The sequence below is a fragment of the Paenibacillus sp. 01T442 genome (assembly GCF_056398345.1).
The window spans coordinates 206,921-228,245 of sequence record NZ_JBFTPF010000002.1 but is presented as its reverse complement, the minus strand read 5'-3'; the positions used below and the strand labels follow the sequence as shown (position 1 = coordinate 228,245).

General features: G+C 49.6%; 19 protein-coding genes and 1 pseudogene. 13 read left to right on the top strand and 7 right to left on the bottom strand.

What is annotated here, in order from left to right; all coding sequences use genetic code 11:
* Positions 1-129: 129 nt before the first annotated feature.
* Positions 130-2,037, bottom strand: a complete 1,908-nt coding sequence (locus AC1DLM_RS03885; protein WP_477569165.1) for an alpha/beta fold hydrolase — start codon at positions 2,035-2,037, stop codon at positions 130-132.
* A 75-nt stretch (positions 2,038-2,112) separates the two neighbouring features.
* Positions 2,113-2,694 carry a TetR/AcrR family transcriptional regulator gene (locus AC1DLM_RS03880; RefSeq protein WP_441990918.1) on the bottom strand — a complete coding sequence of 194 codons (582 nt, stop codon included), beginning with the start codon at positions 2,692-2,694 and terminating at the stop codon, positions 2,113-2,115.
* A gap of 179 nt (positions 2,695-2,873) precedes the next feature.
* Between AC1DLM_RS03880 and AC1DLM_RS03875 the strand changes: the two are divergent.
* The 4 genes and pseudogenes from AC1DLM_RS03875 to AC1DLM_RS03860 form a co-directional block, all read left to right on the top strand.
* Positions 2,874-3,053 (top strand): annotated as a pseudogene (locus tag AC1DLM_RS03875) (YiaA/YiaB family inner membrane protein); the annotation flags it as partial.
* Positions 3,030-3,344 (top strand): YiaA/YiaB family inner membrane protein, encoded by a 315-nt coding sequence (locus AC1DLM_RS03870; RefSeq protein ID WP_477569213.1) that lies wholly within the window; start codon positions 3,030-3,032, stop codon positions 3,342-3,344. The pseudogene AC1DLM_RS03875 and the gene AC1DLM_RS03870, both read left to right, overlap by 24 nt.
* A gap of 85 nt (positions 3,345-3,429) precedes the next feature.
* Positions 3,430-4,077: a hypothetical protein gene (locus tag AC1DLM_RS03865; RefSeq protein ID WP_477569164.1), complete on the top strand. Its 648-nt coding sequence runs from the start codon at positions 3,430-3,432 to the stop codon at positions 4,075-4,077.
* A complete protein-coding gene (locus tag AC1DLM_RS03860; protein ID WP_441990920.1) occupies positions 4,074-4,796 on the top strand; it encodes an S-layer homology domain-containing protein in 723 nt (240 codons plus the stop codon). The genes AC1DLM_RS03865 and AC1DLM_RS03860 overlap by 4 nt, the downstream gene beginning before the upstream one ends.
* Positions 4,797-5,776: 980 nt before the next feature.
* Here the strand turns inward: AC1DLM_RS03860 and xylA are convergent.
* Positions 5,777-7,096, bottom strand: a complete 1,320-nt coding sequence (gene xylA, locus AC1DLM_RS03855) for a xylose isomerase (RefSeq protein ID WP_441990921.1) — start codon at positions 7,094-7,096, stop codon at positions 5,777-5,779.
* Between the two features lie 173 nt (positions 7,097-7,269).
* Between xylA and AC1DLM_RS03850 the strand changes: the two genes are divergently transcribed.
* The 3 genes from AC1DLM_RS03850 (at position 7,270) to AC1DLM_RS03840 (ending at position 9,769) form a co-directional block, all read left to right on the top strand.
* Positions 7,270-8,445, top strand: a complete 1,176-nt coding sequence (locus AC1DLM_RS03850; RefSeq protein ID WP_441990922.1) for an ROK family protein — start codon at positions 7,270-7,272, stop codon at positions 8,443-8,445.
* A gap of 237 nt (positions 8,446-8,682) precedes the next feature.
* Positions 8,683-9,189 (top strand): hypothetical protein, encoded by a 507-nt coding sequence (locus tag AC1DLM_RS03845; protein WP_477569163.1) that lies wholly within the window; start codon positions 8,683-8,685, stop codon positions 9,187-9,189.
* Positions 9,190-9,262: 73 nt separating this feature from the next.
* Positions 9,263-9,769, top strand: a complete 507-nt coding sequence (locus AC1DLM_RS03840; protein WP_441990924.1) for a Crp/Fnr family transcriptional regulator — start codon at positions 9,263-9,265, stop codon at positions 9,767-9,769.
* A gap of 637 nt (positions 9,770-10,406) precedes the next feature.
* On the opposite strand, the gene hmpA is transcribed toward AC1DLM_RS03840, so the two are convergent.
* On the bottom strand, positions 10,407-11,624 hold the full coding sequence (hmpA, locus tag AC1DLM_RS03835; RefSeq protein WP_441990925.1) for an NO-inducible flavohemoprotein: 1,218 nt from the start codon (positions 11,622-11,624) through the stop codon (positions 10,407-10,409).
* A 108-nt stretch (positions 11,625-11,732) separates the two neighbouring features.
* On the opposite strand from hmpA, the gene AC1DLM_RS03830 reads away from it, so the two are divergent.
* Positions 11,733-13,895: a dihydroorotate dehydrogenase gene (locus tag AC1DLM_RS03830; protein WP_477569212.1), complete on the top strand. Its 2,163-nt coding sequence runs from the start codon at positions 11,733-11,735 to the stop codon at positions 13,893-13,895.
* A gap of 422 nt (positions 13,896-14,317) precedes the next feature.
* Here AC1DLM_RS03830 and AC1DLM_RS03825 read toward each other — a convergent pair whose 3' ends face one another.
* Positions 14,318-14,953, bottom strand: a complete 636-nt coding sequence (locus AC1DLM_RS03825; RefSeq protein WP_441990926.1) for an FMN-dependent NADH-azoreductase — start codon at positions 14,951-14,953, stop codon at positions 14,318-14,320.
* 260 nt (positions 14,954-15,213) lie between these two features.
* Between AC1DLM_RS03825 and AC1DLM_RS03820 the strand changes: the two genes are divergently transcribed.
* From AC1DLM_RS03820 to AC1DLM_RS03800, 5 genes are all read left to right on the top strand, one after another.
* Positions 15,214-16,248: an agmatine deiminase family protein gene (locus AC1DLM_RS03820; RefSeq protein WP_441991005.1), complete on the top strand. Its 1,035-nt coding sequence runs from the start codon at positions 15,214-15,216 to the stop codon at positions 16,246-16,248.
* A gap of 6 nt (positions 16,249-16,254) precedes the next feature.
* Entirely contained in the window at positions 16,255-17,130 is an 876-nt protein-coding gene (gene aguB / locus AC1DLM_RS03815) for an N-carbamoylputrescine amidase (RefSeq protein ID WP_173120578.1), read from the top strand.
* A gap of 3 nt (positions 17,131-17,133) precedes the next feature.
* Positions 17,134-17,754 carry a LysE family translocator gene (locus AC1DLM_RS03810; RefSeq protein WP_441991006.1) on the top strand — a complete coding sequence of 207 codons (621 nt, stop codon included), beginning with the start codon at positions 17,134-17,136 and terminating at the stop codon, positions 17,752-17,754.
* Positions 17,755-17,966: 212 nt separating this feature from the next.
* Positions 17,967-19,676, top strand: a complete 1,710-nt coding sequence (locus AC1DLM_RS03805; RefSeq protein ID WP_441990927.1) for a methyl-accepting chemotaxis protein — start codon at positions 17,967-17,969, stop codon at positions 19,674-19,676.
* 177 nt (positions 19,677-19,853) lie between these two features.
* The gene (locus tag AC1DLM_RS03800) at positions 19,854-20,360 is read left to right on the top strand and encodes an ankyrin repeat domain-containing protein (protein WP_441990928.1); all 507 of its coding nucleotides are present in this window, start codon (positions 19,854-19,856) and stop codon (positions 20,358-20,360) included.
* Between the two features lie 47 nt (positions 20,361-20,407).
* Here the strand turns inward: AC1DLM_RS03800 and AC1DLM_RS03795 are convergent, their stop codons facing one another.
* Both AC1DLM_RS03795 and AC1DLM_RS03790 read right to left on the bottom strand, forming a co-directional pair.
* Positions 20,408-20,926, bottom strand: coding sequence for a DUF2812 domain-containing protein (locus AC1DLM_RS03795; RefSeq protein WP_477569162.1), 519 nt, complete (start codon positions 20,924-20,926; stop codon positions 20,408-20,410).
* Positions 20,919-21,251 (bottom strand): PadR family transcriptional regulator, encoded by a 333-nt coding sequence (locus AC1DLM_RS03790; RefSeq protein ID WP_441990930.1) that lies wholly within the window; start codon positions 21,249-21,251, stop codon positions 20,919-20,921. Before AC1DLM_RS03790 ends, AC1DLM_RS03795 begins: the two co-directional genes overlap by 8 nt.
* Positions 21,252-21,325: the final 74 nt, after the last annotated feature.

Below are 21,325 nucleotides of genomic sequence, written 5' to 3'. Positions count from 1 at the left end.
AGAAGAATGAAAGACTAATGAAAGACGAATGAAAGAAGAATGAAAGAAGAATGAAAGACTAATGAAAGACGAATGAAAGAAGAATGATGACGGATGAAGTAGATGAGCTGACTTACAGCGCTTGCTGACTTACAGCCCTTGCTGCCGAAGCAACTGGGCTGTAAGTTCTGGATGCGAGATCGGGAAATGGTGCGCCGCCTCGATCTCCAACGTATGGGCGGAGCGAAGCTCCTCCGCCAGGGCGCGATCCTGCGTGCCCCACAGGATCGAGGCCTTCCGCAGCAGCTCCGCTTGCTGCTGCGGAGGTAACACCTCTGCGCGTGCCAGCGCAGAGAGGGTCCCGGCAGTCGTCTTCCGCACACGCGGCGACTGCAGGTCTTGCAGGACATAAGTGACATACGAAGTCGGTATGTCACTTATGTCCACGAAGCAGCGCTGCGCCAGCAGCTGCTTCCGCAGGTCTTTCTCGCGCAGCCGGCGCAGCACGAGATGGTTGAGGCGCGCGCTGCGGTACATGCGCGCGGCCGGTTGCAGGGCAGGCTGCAGCAGATGCAGCCTGTGGATCCGCTCCGGCACGCGAGCGTAGGCGTGGGCGGCCAGGAGGCCGCCCAGCGAGTGGCCCACGAGCGTGACCGGGCTGTCGAAGGCGCGGATCGCCTCGACGAGCGCTGCGATGTGGCCCTCCATCACGTCGGCAGCGTGATGGTAGGGTGAGCGCCCGAAGCCTGGCAGATCGACCAGGCAAACGTCCTGCTCTGGGAACTGCGCCGCCAGAGGGAGCAGGCAATCTGCTCCGCTTAGTGTGTCGTGCACGAAGAGAAGGGTGGATTTTTGCTTTACGGGGGACTTGTGTGCCAGTCGTAATTCCGAGTCGCTCCTTACCAACCCCTCTTCGGTTGTACGCAGCCCAGTTCCTCTTCGCTCCAGACTAGCCAGTGGACCTCGTTTTCCTCGCATAAACCCTTCTGTAGGCATATGACCATGTACAAGCTGAAAATCAAGATCTGCCATCGTAAAAGGCAGCATCTCACCCTGAACCTTATTCGGGAGCTTATGTTTGAGCAGCAAGCTTTCTTTCGGTGCAATCGGAAAAGGAGTGCTTGTTTTCACGATAAATTCTAGGGATTCTTTGGGGATGCCTAACTTTTGTCCTAACGATGTACCTAAAAGCTTACTGAGCCACTTTGGCGAGATGGATCCATGAGGCTTACGAACACGCAGCTCTTTGGCGATCATGGCAACTAGCTCTTGCATGGAAGGGCTTATCTTAGGATCGTCCAACAAATAGTACGTTTGCGTAGGCGGCGGTGTAGCTTCTTTGGTTAATAAGTTGATGAAGGAGGCGACATGATCGACATGGACGAGCGGCAACCAATGAGTAGAACCGCCAGGTACGATCGACATTAAGCCGCGCGCTGTAGCTCGGACAAGGATACCGAGACCGCCTGTCTGAGGCGTTTCTCCATGCTGCGAACTGCCGATGACTACGCTGGGGTGAACAATGGAAAGAGGGAATCCCAGCTCCTGAGCGCCTTCCCGAATGCGCAAATCTGCAAGGCATTTCATAAGCTCATACGGTGGACCTTCTTCTAAATGTGCGATGACGGGAGCGGGATTGCGCATGTTTTCGTTCGTCCAGGGGCTTTTGAATCCGACCACATGGATAAAATGTTGTAATCCCCCGCGCAGCTGAATGTCCGCAGCCAATCGAAGCATTTCCTCTGCAGCCTGTAGGAAAACTAAGCGTGCCTCCGCTTCGCTGATCCGAATATCCATCGGCCCGCCCGCATGGATAATGACATCTGCGGTCAGAACCTTTTCCCTGTCAGAGTGACTCAAGCCAAGGCCGGGTATGCCTAAATCGCCAATGACTGGGCGGATGCGACTAAGGACTGTATCAGCGCTGTCTGACCAACCTAGCCCCTTACAAATCTGCTCCCAACGCGAACTTGACCGCACGAGCACAGACACCGTGTGATTTTCTTGGGAAAGCTGCGCTAACGTGTGGGTCCCGATAAATCCTGTACCACCAGTCATAAAAATATGAGCCAAATGAATTACCTCCGATTTGCGTATTTTAGTACTAAATAGTACTAATTGTGCGTAAAAAAATTACTTTAGCAATTGGGCTAAAGTAGTAAGTGTTTGACCCAGCAAAGCTGGATCTTGATTCGCATGCTGTAGAAAAAGAGCACCCTCGAGTGTTGAAACGATGAGCCCTGCGACAGCTTTGGTAGAAAGAGTAGGAGAGAACTCCCCTTTGCGCACACCTTCGAGGAGCAGATCTTCCACTAGGCGCATTTGATCCTGAAAAAACAACCCAACTTTCCGTCTAAGTTCGTCGGCTTCCTGCGGCATTTGGGTATACAGGGTGAGAAAGGGGCAGCCGGCTAAGAAACTAGTTTCCGGACCTGCCATGCCTTGAAGGAACAGATCGAAACGTTCCTGTACACACAGATCTGAACGAGCTGCGAGCTCTTGCATCTGCCGTGTATAAGTTTGAATAAGCTGATCGAGAATTGCGCCTAAGAGCTCTTCCTTACTTTTAAAATAATAATAAATATTCGTCTTAGACACTTTGCTAGTGATCACGATTTCATCCATACTCGTCGCCAAATAGCCTTGAGTCAGAAAGAGATTCCTAGCGGTCAGAAGTACAACATCACGATTGGTTATTTTTTTTGTTTTTGTCATGAATAGTACTATACAGTACTAAAAATACGATGTCAAATTGTTCCATGTTATTTAGGCTTAGTCTTAGGAGTAGGTACTATCGAAAGATAGTACTATTTGGAAAAGGTGCGGCACCCTATACTAAGTATCAAGAGCAAGTCATTCATAACGTTGCTTGGCAACGATAGGGGGATTTTAACATGATGAATCAACGGAAACGGAATACAACGGCGTTTACTTTTATGGCGTGGGCGTCCTTTATTGGAGCTTTCGTAGCAATGTTTATTGGGATATATACACTTGAAGAATCGCTTAGCGTGAAGGGGTATTTCGCGGTGTGTGCACTGTTTCTCACCATGTCGGCGTTCGTGCTGCAGAAGGTCATTCGGGATAATTTGGAGGATGGTTACGAATCTCGCAAACGGAATACATCGGCTTTTACCTTCTTGGCGTGGAGTTCATTTGCCTTAGCTCTGCTAGGCATGTTCATCGGCATCATTAATCTCGATCAGATTCTTTCGGTTAAAGGGTACTACGCTGTAACGGCTTTGTTCCTGACTATGTCCTCGTTTGTTTTGCAAAAAACAGTTCGTGATAATAACGATGACGAAGCGCCTGCTTCTACTGTAAATACACCTTTTCATTCAAATGAAATTATAGTAGAAGAGTAGTCTTAATTTGCTAGCAGTCTATAGTTTATGACATATTGCCAACCTCCCGCTCATCTAGTAATCTATGAGTTGGGAGGGATTTGGTATGATTAGGAAAATAAGTAAAGTAATCTCTGTGTTCATACTAATAGGTTGTCTTGGCTTTACAGTTCCTGTCTGGGGGGCTGAGCAAGTTGTCACTAAGCCCGGCAGTGTTACGTATGAGATGCAGGATATTCAGGTGCAGTATGCGGCGGAATTTACCGCTTATCCGCAAGCCATGGTGGGGAAACCTTCGGTATCCAAGTCAGTGTACGATGCGGTTTACAGCGACTCTGCTAAGCCATTGCAAGTGTTGTATGGTGTGGTTAAGTTGACGATGCCGACGGGCTACTCCTTCACAGAGGAGTTCATTAGCGTGACGGATGGCGTGAATATTGCTCGGGGTTTGTCCAATGGTGGCGGTCCTATTTACAACTTGAATAACCAAGTAAGAGGGCAGAATACCGAGTTCGTTACTGGTAAAAAGCTAACCGATAAAAGCGTCGTAAAAGACTACTCCGATGGCTGGAAAACGATTAGACTGACGCGCAAATGGGATGATTATGCCAATCCAATGGATTTTACTATTAGTTTCAAATGGGATTTGGTGGGTTCGGTGGATCCCTTTTTTCATAAGCTAACGGAGACTTCCTACGTGATCGACCTTACCACGCTTCGTCATAAGGGCGCGAATCAGGCGGTGCAGCGATGAGGGAATCCTTTGTTAAAAAGCTGGCTATGACCGTAGCTGGAGCCTTGCTTCTATCGACATTGCTTGCCGCAGGAGCTTGGGCTGCGGACGCTGGGGTGAAGCACACGGCAGAAGCCGACAGCTTGAACAAGCTGCAGCTGTTCCAAGGCACGGATCGCGGCTACGAGCTCGAACAGACGCTAACACGGGCGCAAGGCGCCACGATGCTGCTGCGTCTGTTCGGCTGGGAGACCGCCGCCGCGAATGCGCAAGGGCTGAGCTCGCCGTTCACGGATGTGCCGGCGACGCACTGGGCCGCGAAGTCCGTTGGCTTCGCGTTCAGTAAAGCGTTGGTGCACGGTGTCACCGACGTGCACTTTGCGCCGGATGCGAGCATCACCGGCGAGCAGTTCTTGGCGCTGACGCTGCGCGCGCTCGGCTATGCAGAGGCAGAGCCGCAGTCGGCCAGCGAGCTTGCGGCGACAAGCGAGTTGCTCAGCGCGAGTGAGGCGCAGCTGATCGCGGAAGGCGCAGCGTTTCGCCGCGACGAGATGGTCGCGGTGGCGTATCGCGCCATCCAGACCAAGCTCAAGGGCAGCACGCGCACGCTGCTGCAGAAGCTGGTCGAGGATGACAAGGCGGTGAGCGTCAGCGCCGCAGTGGGAAGCGGGCTTTACAAAGCGCCGAGCAGCGACCCGATGGATCAGATCGAAGATGCGATCCGCGATGCATTGAAATAAGCGAGAAATCCCGTCCCAGTCGTAGAGCTGAAGCGGGATTTTTTTGCTTCCACAAACGAGCTCGCATCGTCGAGATGGGGACACATGGACACTTAACTGTAAAACCTACAGCTATTTTTTCACTAATCGGCCAGTTTAGAAGATTAGATGGAAAATCTACAGTTAAAATTGCCAATCTCGTTGATTTCGAGCAAATGCGACGATTTTAACTACATATTTTCCATTTATTTCAATTAAACTAGCGTTTAGGGCAGAAATAACTACATAAAACCCATCTAATCCTGTTTGCTATGTTTCAATAGTCGCTTGAGTTGAGCTAGTTGACCCTAATTGCTTATGCTAGCCGATTTGTCAGCTTCTCCAACTTGCCAGTTTTTTATTTTGTTTCATTACTGGTTCAAGCTACCCGTCTAGTTTGAAAGGGAGGGACGGGAGCGAAGGGGGAACTGGTGTAGAAGGTAGTGAGAAGGTGGCAAAAGGGAGGACTAGTGTAAAAGGTGAGGGATGCGACGAAGGGAGAACGGCTGTGTAAGGTGATGAGATGGCGGCGAAGGGAGAACTGGTGTGTAAGGTGATGGGATGGCGGCGAAGGGAGGATTGGTGTGAAAGGTGATGAGATGGCGTCGAAGGGAGTACTGGTGTCGAAGGTGATGAGAAGGTGACAAAGGGAGGACAAGTGTGGAAGGTGAAGGATAGCGACGAAGGTCGAACTGGCGTGAAAGGTGATGAGATACGGCAAGGGAGTACTGGTGTAAGGTGATGGAAAGGTGGCAAAAGGAGTGACAGCGTGGAAGAGTAGCAAATATTGATGGAGATAGACGCCATTAGACAAAAAGTAATATTGAAGTGGATTTGTAATAGGGATAGTTGTAGTAGTTATTGTAGTTGTAGTTGTAGTCATGGAAGCAGAAGCCCCCAGCATCCCAAAAAAATCCCGCCCCAGCCCAAGGGCTGAAGCGGGATTTTTGGTATAGAACAAATTAAGCGTTGAGCAAATATTGATTCACAGTTGCTTTGATCAATTCCAAACGACCGGATTGGTTCACAATCGGAGCGTTGTTCTCAAGGGCATAAGCTTCAAGTGATTTGAAGTCAGCTTTGCCAGAGACGATGTCTGCGCCGATGCCGGACTTGAAGGAACCGTAGCGTGTATCAAGGATGCCCTCGAATACTTTATCTTCGATTAATTTAGCTGCTACTTGCAAGCCGCGAGCGAATGCGTCCATACCTGCGATATGTGCATAGACAACGTCGATGGGCTCGAAAGAAGTACGGCGAACTTTCGCGTCAAAGTTCACACCGCCGCTGCCGATTCCGCCTTCGTTCAAAAGGATTTCGTACATCGCCATCGTTGTCGAGTACAAGTCAGTTGGGAACTCATCTGTATCCCAACCTAGCAACAAGTCGCCTTGGTTAGCATCGATGGAACCAAGAATGCCGTTAACGCGAGCTACACGAAGCTCGTGTTCAAACGTGTGACCAGCAAGTGTTGCATGGTTAGCTTCAAGGTTTAATTTGAAGTAAGGAAGCAGGTCGTATTTTTGCAGGAATGAAAGTGTTGTCGCTGCATCGAAATCGTATTGGTGCTTGGAAGGCTCTTTCGGTTTAGGCTCAATCAAGAATTGACCTGTATAGCCGATTTCTTTGGCATAGGCAACAGCCATGTGCAGGAAGCGAGCAAGGTTATCGAGTTCAAGACCAAGATCCGTGTTCAAAAGCGTTTCGTAACCTTCACGCCCACCCCAGAAAACGTAATTTTCAGAGCCAAGCTCTTTCGCGTGATCCAAAGCTTTTTTCACTTGTGCGGCTGCATAAGCAAAAACTTCTGCATTATTGGAAGTCGCAGCCCCGTGAACGAAGCGCGGGTTGGTGAACATATTGGCTGTGTTCCATAACAGCTTTTTGCCTGTGGAAGCCATTTTATCTTTGATCAAACCAACGATTTCGTCGAGGTTGGCATTCGTTTCTTGCAGAGTGTTGCCTTCAGGCGCGATATCGCGATCGTGAAATGCGAAATAGTCGACACCTAGAATGTTTAGAAGCTCGAAGCAAGCGTCAACGCGAGCTTTTGCCAACTCTAGACCATCGTATTTGTCCCATGCACGGACGTTCGTACCCGCACCGAATGGATCGGAGCCATTAGCGGAGAAGGAGTGCCAGTAAGCGACTGCGAAACGCATATGCTCACGCATTGTTTTGCCTAGAATAAGTTGATCCGGGTTGTAAAATTTAAAGGAAAGTGGGTTCGTGGATGTCGGGCCCTCGTATTTAACTGGTTGAACATTGTCAAAGTAGCTCATGAATTCAGCCTCCGTATAAATGAATGATAAGTGCTTATGAAGTCATCATAGCATCATTCCGAAAGTTTGTAAATTCATTAAACAAACTTAGTTGGTGCATGAAAAAGTCTTCTATGTTAGAATCATTTCCATAGCGATGACTCGCAGCATTTGGAACGGTATGGAGGCTAATTATGAAACAAACAGGCGACTTAAACCTCGTGAAAAAGATAAATAAAACAATCGTCTTGCATCACATCCGCACGGATTCACCGATCTCACGCGCTAGAATCGCTGAGATTACAGGGCTGACGAAAGCGACGGTATCTAGTCTTGTGAATGAGCTCATCGAGAGCTCACTCGTTGAGGAAATCGGAGCAGGGGAGTCAAGCGGCGGGCGTAAGCCGATGATGCTGCTTTTTAATGGGATGGCGGGATATGCGATTGGCGTTGATCTTGGTGTGCATGATATGTTGGCTGTTCTCACCGATTTGACGGGTAAAGTGATTCGGGAAAACCGCATCCAGCATCATAATGAGTCTGTAGAGCAGGTTACGCAGCTACTCAAAACGACGATCCGTGAGTTCATCGAAACAGCACCAGAGAGTGTTTATGGTGTGATTGGCATCGGTCTTGGCGTGCCAGGTATCGTTGATGAGGATGGGAATTTGTTGTTTGCCCCGAATCTGGGCTGGGAGAATGTGCCGTTGCAGAGCCAGTTAGAAGCCGAATTCGGACTTCCGGTTGTGATTGATAATGAAGCGAACGCTGGGGCAGTAGGCGAGAAACAGTTCGGCGCAGGGAAAGACACTGCGAATCTCATTTATGTGTCCATCGGTATGGGGATCGGGGCGGGCATTATTATCAAAAACGAGCTGTATCGCGGGGCGACAGGATTCTCCGGCGAGATTGGCCACATCTCGATTCAACATGATGGTCCGAAGTGCCGCTGCGGCAGCTTAGGTTGCTGGGAGCTTTACGCATCGGAGCATGCCTTATTGGAACAAGCGGGTAAAGAATTAGGGCGCGAAGTCGACCTAGAGTCTTTATTAACAAAAGCCGAGAGCGGCGACGCAGGGGTCATCAAGCTTTTTGAACGGCTGGGCTACTACCTTGGGGTCGGTGTGGTGAACATCATTAACGGGTATAATCCGGAATTTATTATTCTTGGTGGCCGGTTGGCCGGTGGCGAGAAGTGGCTGATGAAGCCGCTTTTGGATCTGCTAGAGAAGCGATCTCTACCGCATCCGCGCAAGCAGTTGAAGGTGGAATTTTCGGAGCTTCGTGATCGGTCTACGGTGCTTGGGGCAGCGTCTTTTGCGGTGACAAAGTTCTTTGCATCGACAACGGTGTCGGTTGAACGGAATTAATCAAGTTAAAATTAAGGGAAAAATGACATAACATGGCTTGTGAAGTTATTGACTGACTCTCTGTCTATTTTGTAAAATGGGAAAGGTCTGATTTAGAACATGAACGGCCTCATGAATCCCACACGAAATAAACGACTACGCCGTCTTCTTAGACGAGTGCGTTTATCAAGAAATATAGCCGACTTATCGTGTGAAACAGATACAATCTTATATTTTAGAAAAGGACGGGAGCCAACGATGTTTCTTCGTTCACTTATCATTTGCTGTTATCTGATGGGAGCTTACTGGGCATCCTATCACTTTCCATCGATGRAGATGGTTTTCTACCCAACGCTGGGCGCATTTAGTTTTCTTTTCATGCATCGTGTAGACAACATAAGAGAAATACGTCGCATTATTATCGGAGCCATTATCGCGGTTACGATGGGCAGTATTTTTTATACCATTAGCACGGGAGCTGTTTCCTTTTTCCTGACAGCCCTTGTGACGATTACGTTAATTCAATTTTTCAAATGGAATGCGGCGCCAATCTTGGCGGTTTCATTCATCCCTTATTTCGCTCATCCAGTCTCCATGTGGGCATTGCCGATTGCAGTTCTCGTCTCGCTTACAGGTTTACTGGTATCCATTTGGCTGATTGGCAAGGTCGAGCAGTTGAATTGGTACGTGAGCTTATCGGGTAAACTAACACAGGCACATCAGTCAATTCGGCCACCTTTTGAGCCATTGAAAAAAGAAGTATAGTCGTTCAAGATATCCATAAAAGCGATCAGCCCCGAGCGTGCTGTCGCTTTTTCTCATTAAAGGGGATACGAAGATGAAATTGCATAAAGGGGAAATCCTGTTCCGCCAAGGCGAGATAGGTTCACTATTCAAACTGCATTCGGGTCTGCTGAAAATTGTTCGTTCACATGAAGATGGTAACACTACCCTTGTGAATATCATTGTACCTGGTGAAACGATTCCGCATCATTCCCTGATCAGTCCGAGTGCCTACTATGCAACGGCGGTTGCGCTAGTGACAAGCGAGGTTGAAGTGCTGCCTGCAGAGCGCTGGTACGAGGACCTGGAAAGCAATCCAGACCACTTTCGCACCATTGCGCGTCAATTGCAGGAGAAGCTGCGCATGATGCAGCAGCGGATTGATCAGCTAACCGCAGTTGCTCCAGCAGCCAAATTGTTGAAAATGGAGGCATGGTTCCAAACGTATATTGGAACTTTGAAGCTGACCGACGTGCTAACCCAAGAGGAAATAGGGCAGTTCCTTGGGCTTCGCCGAGAAACGGTGAATCGGTTGTTACGTGAAAGAGGGAGAGAGAGCTAGCGGACCGCACACCCTCTAACAAACGAGCCGCGTACTCTCCAGCAAAGGACAGACCCCCTTCAACAAACGCCCCCCACACATTCCGACAAACGGGCCGCTCACCCTTAACAAACGCCCCCCACACATTCCGACAAATGGGCTACTCACCCTTTAACAAACGCCCCCCACACATTCCGACAAACGGGTCGCTCACCCTTCAACAAACGCCCCCCACACATTCCGACAAACGGGCCGCTCACCCTTTAACAAACGAACCCCACACATTCCGACAAACGGGCTACTCACCCTTCAACAAACGCCCCCCACACATTCCGACAAACGCCTCCTCCCCCCTCCAACAAATTAGATGGATTTTATGATGTTAAATTGGTGGAATCTAGCGCCAAAAGAGGAATAGCTGGATTATATGTAGTTATTTTCAGTGATATCCGCCCAGATTGTGAAAAATAGCAAAATTACCTGTATAGAATCCAGTTAAACACCTTTTACGCTCAATATGAGCTCAATTAGATGGACAAATTCCAGTTATTTGGATTTTCAATCCTGTGAAGAGATCCCCGGCACTACTCAGATGCCATCAAAATCAAAACGGCCCTGTCGCAACATGCGAGCAGAGCCGTTTTGCATATTGGGCGAATTAGGAAAGCGCACCTGAGGGACCGAAGAATTCGTAATGACGGTCTGATTCCGGAACCCCCCACGCGATGAGCGATTGGTTCACGGTTTTCATGAACGGCAGGGGTCCACAGAAGTAAAAGCTGCCATCCACAGACGGCACTAGGCTTTGAATCCACGGTAGATCTAGGTAGCCTTCTTTGTGGTAGGACTGCGCATTGGTATCAGCAGTTGTCGGTTGCGTGTAGCACCAAGCAATGGTGACTTGAGGATGCTTCTCAGCCAACTGTTCGACCTCTCTGCGAAGAGCGTGATGCGCCCCATTTTGAGCAGCGTGGATGAAAGTAACCTTCCGATTCGGCTGGGTGGTGACGAGTGCATGCAGCATACTCACCATAGGGGTAAGTCCGACGCCGCCGCTTAGAAGCGTAACAGGTCGTGTATCCGTCTGATCTAATGTGAAGTCGCCTGCTGGCGCGGAGAGCCAGAGAACATCACCCTCTTGAACCTGATTGTGCAAAAAGACGGAAACTTTGCCCGCAGGCACAGCTGGATTGGTATCTTCCCGTTTAACCGAGATCCGGTAGAACGGTTGCCCAGAAGCATGGGAGAGGCTGTATTGCCGAATGTGTGTGTAGGCATCGCCGGGGATTTGGACACGAACACTGACATACTGTCCTGCTTCAAATCCAGCAATCGGACCTTGATCCTTCGGCGTTAGGTAAAAGGAGGTGATGACGTCGCTTTCTCTGTCCTTGCGGGCGATGACGAAAGGTCTGAAATCGGACCATCCCCCAGGCTGAAGAGCGGAGTTCGTATACATATCAGATTCAATGCCAATGAATGCACTGGCAATGACCCCATAGGCTTCAGCCCAAGCCCCGAGAATGTCATCAGTCGCGGCATCGCCCAGTACATCTTTAATCGCACCTAGCAAATGTTCCCCGACGATGGGATATTGTTCGGGTTTTACACCGAGACTGCGATGTTTATGAGCAATTTGTTTAACAGCTGGCAGGATTATTTCCAATCGATCGATATGCTTCGCTGCCGCATAAACAGCATTCGCTAATGCTGTCTGTTGTCGGCCTTGTTTTTGATTAGCGTGATTGAATAGATGTAAAAGCTCAGGGTGAGACGTGAACAGCTTGTCGTAGAAACGCTTGGTTATCGCAACACCATGAACTTCTAATACAGGCACGGTGGATGTAATGATTCGGATGGTTTGTTCGCTTAACATGTCGGATCATCTCATTTCCAGTAGAATGACTTGATGCCTTCAGTATAGCGAACAAGTGGAGGGAACCCCTGTGATTAGAATCACAGGGAATCGCAACAAAGTGTGTCTATGTGCAGAGGGAAAGATACACGGTATACTGGAACTATCATCCAAAAGAGGAGGCGGCCTATGCCCGATTGGTCGTATCATACGTTATTTAAACCGCTGTTATTCCGACTTAGCGGGCGGAGGGCAAGAGATCTTACCCTGCATGCGATAGGCGGGCTAAGTCGCATTCCTGGGGGGACCTTCGTGATCCGCACGATGGGCCACATGGAAATGTCGCCGCTGCTGGCGAGCGAGCTGGCAGGCGTGCCGATCGCCTGCCCCGTCGGCCTCAGCGGCGGGCTTGACCCGCACGGCACCGCACACAAGGCCCTCGCCCAGTTCGGGCTCGGGTTCATCGAACTCGGACCTGTGACGGTCCGAGCTGTGCAGAGTCATGCATCGATATCTCGCATGACGGAGGAGGAAGCCATCGTGTATCCCGATGGCTACGAGAACGACGGCCCGGACGCGATCGCTGCGCGCCTACGCAAGGGCACGGGGCATCGACTGCCGCACTTCGTGCGGCTGCGGCCGATGCCGGGAAGTTCGCCGCGCGAAGCGCTTGAAGAGCAGCGGGAGCTGCTCTTCAAGCTGGCGCCGTACGCGGCGGGGTTCACCCTCGATGGCCTAGCCGAAGGCTGGCCAACGGCAACGGCTTTGGCGTACCTCACGGAGGTGCGCCAGCTGGCGGAGGCGGCGGCCCCGGGGAAGCCGGTGCTTATGTATGTGCCGCGGCAGCTCCCGGAGGAGGAGCTGCGGGCGATCTTGGACACCGCGCGAAGCTTCAGCGGTGTCGTCCTCGGCGACGCGCAGCGGGAGCCGGGCACTCGCCGCGAGCGCGTCGGCGGCGGCGCTTCGTTGCTCAGCGCGCAGCTGAGCAAGGTCCGGTTGCTGCGCAAGTCGCTGGGCGAGCGCAGCGCGGTTGTTGCTGCCGGCGGCGTGCACCAGCCGGAGGACGCGCTCGCGCTGTTGGCAGCAGGAGCGACTAGCGTCATGCTGCACAGCGGGCTCGTCTACGCGGGGCCAGGGCTGCCGAAGCGGATCAATGAAGCGATCCTATATGATCGCTTCACCGCTCGTGTGGCTTCCATTGACGCTGAGGCTTTGCCGTACGATGTGAGCGTTGACGCTAACGAGCAGGCTTCCAATTCCAGAGCGTCTGTCGTTACGTCTTCCGACCCTTCGACGGCTCCCCAGCGTAGGGAGATTTCCTCCTTCCCGCCTTCACCGGCCATTTCATCCAACCCTTCCTTCTGGGCGAATTGGGGATGGATGAGCCTGCTGGGATTAGGGATGATGATCGGTGGTGTGCTTGCGTGGTTTATTGCAGCGACGACAGTGCTGTTGCCTTATGATGAAGACTTCTTGGGCAAAACTCGCAATGAAATTATTCGTTTCAATGACCATTTACTACACTTCATGTCGCATGATCGCATTACTTTAGCAGGTACAATGATCTCCATTGGCATTTTCTATTATCAGCTAGCTCATCACGGTTTACGTTACGGGCTACATTGGGCGAGAACGGCAGTCATATCCTCATGCGTTGTCGGTTTTAGCAGTTTCTTTCTTTATCTAGGTTATGGCTATTTTGATCCGCTTCATGCGGCTGCAGCGGTTGTTTTGCTTCCAATGTTGCTGCTGACGTTGCGTGGCTTGAAGGATCATCCGTCTCGTAAGCCGCCAGGTTTACGAAATGATCGAATTTGGCTAAGAGCTCAATGGGGGCAGTGCTGCTTCGTGATTCTTGGCTTTGGTCTGGGAATCGGGGGGCTTACCATATCCGTTGTCGGCATTACGGAGGTATTCGTCCCAAGTGATTTGGTTTACTTAGGCGTAACTTCTTCGGAGCTGTCGGCGTGGAGTGAGACCATAATTCCGCTTATCGCCCATGATCGTGCCGGCTTTGGTGGTGCATTGTTTTCCTTGGCAGTAGCGATAACCGCTTCAGCACTGTGGGGTGTTAATCAAGGTGAGGGCTGGTTATGGTGGACATTCCTCTGGGGTGGGCTACCAGGCTTTATAGCAGGGATTTTCGTACATGCACATATTGGATACACGGATTTTGTCCATTTGTTGCCTGTCTACATAGCGGTACTGCTCTATCTAGCGGGGTTATATTTAACTTATCCCTATCTCGTAGGTAAAGGGGGCACAAGTGTTACGGCAGTTAGATCCCTGTAAAGATGAGTGAGCCTCCAAATGTCCATGTGAGTGGCGTTGGAGGTTTATTTGCTATACTGAGGGGGGAGAGTGGTACTTGCCGGCTTGTCTTGCCTGTGGATTCTAATTTTCTATCCACCACCTATCTCCCACCTATCTAACGGACACTAGCGACCTTATTCCGCAGAAAGGAAGCCCTTCTTCCACGTAAACGGACACCAGCGATGTTATTCCATCATTTTGTGTGATTAGTATGTGCAAATAAAGCAAATAGCGACTCTCATGTCCGTTAGCTATGCTAAGGGGTCGTGTTGAACCAATTAGGGTCTTCTGTGTCCGTTAAACAGCTCAACTCCTGCTAATTAGAGATTGTCTGCTCTACCGAGCAGAGCGGCCAACCCAAAAAGTAAAAACTGTCCCCCATCTTGGGGGACAGCTCCTTATTAAAACGTATGTGCCAAATCCTTCGCACGCATAATCGCGTCCTCTTTAATCTGCGCCGCTTTATCTGGGAATTGGTTATGCCCCTCGACGAACAAACCTTGCGTCTCCATAATCCCGAAAAATGCCATGATAATGCTGATATACCGATGACCAGACTCCATGCTGGCCGCAGGCCCTTCGGAATACACGCCGCCGCGCGCTTGAATGTGGAGTGCCTTTTTGCCAGAAAGTAAGCCAACAGGGCCTGCTTCGGTGTACTTGAACGTTTTGCCAGCCACGCAAAGAGCATCCAGATAAGCTTTCATCACAGGAGGGAAGGAGAAATTCCACATCGGCGTAACGAATACGTATTTGTCTGCGGCAATGAACTGCTCGGTGAGTTCACTAATGCGTCCTACCTTGGCGCTTTCCTCGCTAGATAAGGAGGAGAAATCTTGTCCACTGCGCAGCTTACCCCATCCGCTGAACACGTCCGCATCAATATGCGGCACTTGGACACGATACAAATCAATAGGAATCACTTCGTCATTGGGGTTTGCTTCTCGATAGGCATCGATGAAAGCTTTACCTACGGCCATACTGTAAGACGTTTGATGATCATGAGGATGCGCGGTGATATGCAGAACAGTTGCCAAAGTGATCCATCCTTTCGGGTATGCAGTCTATGAAATCCTCTTCTAATGTGTATTAAAAGCACTCTGAATATGCTGGTAGGTAATGGTGACGCGGCAGCATGCCTTATAGCGAGTTCCTTTCGACAAAGATTTGGTCACAGAACTACCTATTTACATTGAGCGTTGGCGGCTTTTGAGTTATGATGGGAGACGATGTTTTTATTTGAATGTTCCTATGAGCTAATTAACTAAATTGAGATAAAGTGAGATGACCGATGATGATGAAACCTAAAGATGAAAACTATAGCATGCCAGCAGAATGGACAGAGCACGAGCGAACTTTTATTTCTTGGCCGGTGCAAGCTTCAATGGTGTACCCAGAAGATCACGCGGTTGTCTCTCAAGGCTACGCTGACCTAGCCAAAGCGATCGCTGAGTTTGAGCCTGTAACCGTGATTGTGAACCCGTCCGATGCAGAGCAAGTGAAGGCGATGTTCACAGAGTCCAACGTGGATTTCCTTGAGATCCAGCACAATGATGCTTGGTTCCGCGACAACGGTCCAACTTTCGTCCTGAACGAGCAGCAAGAAATCGCAGCAGTTAACTGGAAATTCAACGCATGGGGCGGCAAGTATGCGCCTTGGGATCTTGATGATAACGTAGCTCCACAAATCGCGGAGCACCATGGTTTGAAACGTTTTGACGCTCCGCTTGTCATGGAGGGCGGTTCCATCCATGTGGATGGGGAAGGTACGCTTTTGACCACAGAAGAATGTCTGTTGAACACGAACCGCAACCCGGATCTGAGCCGTGAGGAGATTGAGGCGCATGTCCGCAACTTCGTGAACGTAGAGAAGATTATCTGGTTGAACAAAGGGCTCGACGGCGACGAGACGGACGGTCACGTGGATAATATTGCTTGCTTCGCTGCTCCAGGCAAAATCATTCTGCAAGTTTGTGGCGATCCTTCGGATGCCAACTATGCGATTACGCAGGAGAATTTGGAAATTCTCCGCAGCGCGACAGATGCCAAAGGCCGTACATTTGAGATTATCCAAATCGAGCAACCGCCACTGACATTCTTTGAAGAGCAGCGCTTGACGCTGAGCTATCTGAACTTTTATTTCGTAAATGGCGGCATTATTTTGCCGGTGTTTGGTGGTACAGCTGAAGAGACAGATCGCAAGGCGATTGAAGTGCTTCAAGCGACGTTCCCAGAACGTCGAATCCGTACAATTAACGGCATGTCCATTATCAAAGAAGGCGGCAATGTTCACTGCACGACGCAGCAAATGCCAGCCTGCAAGAAAGGGTGATTTCACGTGAGAAAAGTGACTGTAGCAGCTACACAAATGAGCTGTTCCGATAATATAGAAGAAAACATTGCCAAAGCAGAGAAATTGGTGCGTGAAGCCGCGGCGAAGGGTGCGCAAGTGATTTTGATTCAAGAGTTGTTTGAAACACCGTATTTCTGCCAAAAAGAAAAATCCGACTACTACCGCTACGCAACGGAGCTGGAAACGAACAAAGCGATCAATCACTTCCGTGAGATTGCCAAGGAACTGGCCGTTGTATTGCCAATCAGCTTCTATGAGAAAAAGAACTACGCTCGCTACAACTCGCTTGCCGTCATCGATGCCGATGGTTCCGTGCTCGGCACGTACCGCAAAAGCCACATCCCTGACGGTCCAGGGTATGAGGAGAAGTTCTATTTTAACCCGGGAGATACGGGGTTCAAGGTATGGAAAACTCGCTACGCCAAAATCGGTGTAGGCGTGTGTTGGGACCAGTGGTACCCGGAAGCTGCTCGCGTAATGGCGCTGATGGGGGCAGAACTGTTGTTCTACCCGACTGCTATTGGCTCAGAGCCGCAGGATGGTTCCATCGATTCGAAGGATCACTGGCAAATGTGCATGCGCGGTCACGCGGCGTGCAACTTGATGCCGGTAATCGCATCGAACCGTATCGGGAAGGAAGAAGATGAGGATTCCAGCATCAACTTCTATGGTTCGTCTTTCATTGCAGGCCCGCAGGGCAATCTGATTGAGGAAGCGGGGCGTGACGAGGAAACGGTTCTCGTTGCCGAGTTTGACTTGGATCAGTTGGAGATTCAGCGTATCGAATGGGGAATTTTCCGCGATCGTCGTCCAGATCTATACAAGAAAATCGCTACGTATGACGGTGAGCAGGTGTTCTAATTGCTGATCCCGTTGTTAAAAGGGCTTCTGCTGGGTTTTTCGATTGCAGCGCCGGTTGGTCCTATCGGGATCCTATGCATGCGCAGGACCTTGACGCTTGGCCGTTTGCACGGCTTTCTGTCAGGGTTAGGCGCTGCTACGGCAGATGCCATCTATGGCTTCATCGCAGGGTTCGGTTTGACGCTGATTACCAGCTTTCTTCTGGATCAAAAGGTGGTTCTCCAGTTGGTCGGAGGTCTTTTCCTTATCTATCTGGGTGCGCAAACTTTTCGCTCCAAGCCTGCAGCCCACGCAGCCAAAGTAACCGGGGACACGTTGTTCAAATCTTATGTATCGACGCTGCTGCTCACCATTACGAATCCGATGACGATCATGTCGTTCGTTGGCGCATTTGCGGGGCTCGGGCTGGGAGACAGCGCGGATGCAGGCTTCACGCCTGCGATCGCCTTGGTGGCCGGCGTGTTTGCAGGCTCGGCGCTATGGTGGCTGTTACTCAGTTTGTTGGTTGGCTTGTTGCGGGAACGGCTCAAAGGAGCGGCGTTCCTGTGGATTAATCGCGTCTCTGGTGCGATGTTATCGGTATTTGGTTTGTTTGCAGTTATGGGGCTACTCTTCCGGGGGTAGCCTATTTTGTTATGTTATGGAAGATGACATAGCACCTTATTTTTTCAATAGCATTTGTCGATATAGATAGAATAGCTCGCGAGATTTGTCGGACGAAAACCTCTTAGATGACGACTTAGATGAGAAAAGGACTTTCTTGAATTCAATGGCAATAGAACGATTAACGTTAAGGTAGCGGCTAGAATTCGAAACAAGAAAGAAGGGGTCTTTTCATGATTAAAAATTGGTCATTAAAAACGAAACTGCTATCTGGTATGCTTTTGGTTATTTTATTATTTACAATTGCTGCAGGGAACAATTACTTTAAACTGTCTCAAGTCGAAAGTGCGTTGGATCAGGAAACGGAACGAAATGCGGAGGTAAAGGCTGCTTACGAGCTTAAGAATTACGTAGGTATCCTGTACAGTAATCAAGCCGATGTCATTATCAATCAAAGTGATGAAGCAGCTAAAGCGTACAAGGAAAACGAAGTGAAATTCAGAGAATACCTCGAGTTCATTGCGTTAAGATCGGAGAGTCCGAAGGAAGTAGAGTTGGCTGCAAGTTTGCGAACCGCCAGCGAGGGTTTTATCAAATCATTTGATGTGGTCAGGGACATTAATAAAAAAGACAGTAAACTGACGGCTGCGCAGCTTCGCGATGAAAATAAGAAGGCAGATGATCAGACAGACCAATTCAAACAAACGATCTATACCGTGGCAGATCAATACATTAACAGCTTCAATCAAGAATCTAAGGAGTCAACAGATCAGTTAATTGAGGAAATTCATTCCGTCAATTTTACACTCATTATTTCCTGTATTATCGATGTTTTACTTGGCATAGGCATAGCATTGTTGCTTAGCAGAATCATCATTGGACCTATTAATGTGTTGATGAATGTAGCGCAAAGTATTGCTGGGGGAGACTTAACGCGCACGATTACGAGTCGGAGTAAGGATGAAGTTGGGAAATTAACCGATAGCTTCAGTCGAATGATCCTTAATTTGCAAGAGTTGATTAGAGAGGTGAACGCAAGCTCGCAGGATGTAGCTGATTCTTCGAAGCAGCTTTCGGCAAGCGCTGAAGAAACCTCGGCAGCTTCGAACGAGATTGCGACTTCCATCCAGGCCGTAGCGCGAGGGGCTGAGTCTCAGGGCTTAACTTCCAATGAAAGCGCTCGAGCCATGGAGGAAATGTCAATAGGCATACAACGGATTGCAGAAACGTCTTCTTCCGTGTCGGAAGTTTCCATGGATGCCTCCGAGAAAGCAAGGCATGGCAACGAATCCTTGCAGCAAGTCATTCGTCAGATGGAATCCATTCGGGCGACAGTCGATCGTACAGCTTCCATGGTGCAGAAGCTCGACAAGCAATCCATTGAAATCGGCAGCATTGTCAGTGTGATCTCCAGTATCGCCACGCAAACGAATCTGCTCGCGCTCAATGCAGCTATTGAAGCGGCTCGTGCCGGCGAACATGGTCGCGGTTTTGCCGTTGTTGCTGGTGAAGTACGGAAGCTAGCTGAACAATCAGGCACCTCGGCCAATCAGATTATCGGGTTGATTGAACAAATCCAGCAAGGGACTCAGCTAGCTGTCGAGGCGATGAATGAGGGAACCAGAGAAGTTCATACGGGGATCGTCGTTGTGCATGAGGCAGGTGAGGCCTTTCAATTGATCCTGCAGGCGATCGATCAAGTGGCTGACCAGATCCGTGATGTTTCTGCAGTGGCTGAAGAGATGTCAGCAGGATCCGAACAGGTGACGGCTTCGGTGATCGAATCCTCTAACATTGCCCAGCAATCCGCATCCGCTGCTCAGAATGTAGCGGGGAGCGCGGAGCAGCAGCTTGCAGCGCTGCAAGAAGTTGCTGCTTTCGCGAACGACTTGAACAGTATGTCACTGAGACTGCAGCAAGCCGTTGGTAAGTTCAAGCTATAGAAAGATTTTCCTTCTTGAACGAACGAAGTAGATCAAGATTAGAAAGACCTACAGCGATACGGCCGTGGGTCTTTCTCGTATGCGGCGACGGCACGATTTATTTAAAAGGGAAAAAAGGAAATATCTAGATATTTGCCGAATTGAAATAGCGAATATATTAGAGGAGGCCCCCCCTACATGATCAACGATGTATTTACAGCAGCACGCACAGGCGATGTAAACCGAGTCAAGGATTTGCTGGACACGGATCTTTCGCTTGCCAATGCTGAGAACAGCGATGGCCTTACCCTTCTGGGATTTGCAGCGCATTTCGGTCAGAGCGAAGTGGTTCGGCTGCTTTTGGAAAATGGCGCTGATGTGAATGCCTTATCGCATTCTAGCGTTAGTTACATTCCGTCGAATACGGCACTGCATGCGGCTATTGCCGGTGAGCGGAGCTTAGCGGTCATACAATTACTGCTCGCTCACCGTGCGAAGCCGACGATTATGGATAGCAATGGGCATACGAGTCTGCATGTGGCCGCCTTTCATAAGGATAGTACACAGATCATTGAGCTTTTGATTAACCAAGGTGCGGATGTGAATGCGAAGTCAGAGGGTGGCGCCTATGCGATTGATTTGGCCAAAGAGCAGGGACATACTGCCGTGATTGGCTTGTTGCGAGAGCACGGGGCTATCGGGTAAGGATCGCGAAGAGTGAATAGAGGACATTCAACTAGCCGGCTAGCGGTTCAAAGAATGTCCTTTTTGGCTTGTAGTTTTTTATTGGCTGCGACTAAACGGTATAGACTAATGACTAGTAAGACAAGGACTGGCACATAGATAATCAGTAAGGGATAAAAGATCGTATTGTTGATGTTTATCATAAAAACAGGGATTTGTGCGGCAGTAACCGCCGTAAATACACCAATGAGTCGTTTATTCCGTTCGATCATGGAGTCAATGTCAGTGAAAATTTCAGGCTTTGTATGCTGATACGTTTGTCTCCAGATATACCAGCCTGCGCCGCTGTAAATTTTATCCCAACCTGTGTCTTCAAAAATGCTAGCGTAGTTGGGATCCACCTTCGTTTGGTAATCTACGCAGTAGCTCATTTTGCGAGGAGCACCTTTCTCAAAGTGAAAACGCAGGCCATTCCAATTTACACGTTGTAAATGCCAGCCGTGCGCCTCCATATCCTCCAACCATGCTGTAATTGTCTCCGATTGTGAACTGTCCCACCATTTAAACACCTTTTTGGTCTCATTCATGTAAAGATCCCTCTACTTTCTTCGCATTTTCGTAAAGCTCTGTAATTCTGGCGATCTCCAGCTTGAGCAGTTCTTTACCAGAAGGGGTGATGCGGTACAGCTTACGACGCTCTTCCTCAGCTACAGCTTGAATCAAACGATCCTTCTCCATCCGAGATAAGCTGCCATAAATCGTGCCAGGACCGAGGTGAATTCGACCTTGTGTGAGCTCCTCCACCCACTGAATAATGCCATAACCATGCCGAGTTGTAGTCAGGGAAAGCAAAATGTAATAAGCCGTTTCAGACATCGGCAAGTACTGACGGTAGAGCTTCTCACTATCCATAAAGTCTCCTTCTTCTTATATCAGGTTATGTTGTATCGCCCATCGTTGTATCACGTCATGATATATCATGAAAT

Coding starts and splice junctions, on each gene's coding strand:
- AC1DLM_RS03865 (WP_477569164.1), top strand. CDS start 3,430: ATGATTAGGAAAATAAGTAAAGTAATCTCTGTGTTCATACTAATAGGT.
- AC1DLM_RS03885 (WP_477569165.1), bottom strand. CDS start 2,037: ATGACTGGTGGTACAGGATTTATCGGGACCCACACGTTAGCGCAGCTT.
- AC1DLM_RS03795 (WP_477569162.1), bottom strand. CDS start 20,926: ATGAATGAGACCAAAAAGGTGTTTAAATGGTGGGACAGTTCACAATCG.
- AC1DLM_RS03870 (WP_477569213.1), top strand. CDS start 3,030: ATGTCGGCGTTCGTGCTGCAGAAGGTCATTCGGGATAATTTGGAGGAT.
- hmpA (WP_441990925.1), bottom strand. CDS start 11,624: ATGTTAAGCGAACAAACCATCCGAATCATTACATCCACCGTGCCTGTA.
- AC1DLM_RS03820 (WP_441991005.1), top strand. CDS start 15,214: ATGAAACCTAAAGATGAAAACTATAGCATGCCAGCAGAATGGACAGAG.
- AC1DLM_RS03860 (WP_441990920.1), top strand. CDS start 4,074: ATGAGGGAATCCTTTGTTAAAAAGCTGGCTATGACCGTAGCTGGAGCC.
- AC1DLM_RS03805 (WP_441990927.1), top strand. CDS start 17,967: ATGATTAAAAATTGGTCATTAAAAACGAAACTGCTATCTGGTATGCTT.
- AC1DLM_RS03800 (WP_441990928.1), top strand. CDS start 19,854: ATGATCAACGATGTATTTACAGCAGCACGCACAGGCGATGTAAACCGA.
- AC1DLM_RS03850 (WP_441990922.1), top strand. CDS start 7,270: ATGAAACAAACAGGCGACTTAAACCTCGTGAAAAAGATAAATAAAACA.
- xylA (WP_441990921.1), bottom strand. CDS start 7,096: ATGAGCTACTTTGACAATGTTCAACCAGTTAAATACGAGGGCCCGACA.
- AC1DLM_RS03880 (WP_441990918.1), bottom strand. CDS start 2,694: ATGACAAAAACAAAAAAAATAACCAATCGTGATGTTGTACTTCTGACC.
- AC1DLM_RS03840 (WP_441990924.1), top strand. CDS start 9,263: ATGAAATTGCATAAAGGGGAAATCCTGTTCCGCCAAGGCGAGATAGGT.
- AC1DLM_RS03830 (WP_477569212.1), top strand. CDS start 11,733: ATGTGCAGAGGGAAAGATACACGGTATACTGGAACTATCATCCAAAAG.
- AC1DLM_RS03790 (WP_441990930.1), bottom strand. CDS start 21,251: ATGGATAGTGAGAAGCTCTACCGTCAGTACTTGCCGATGTCTGAAACG.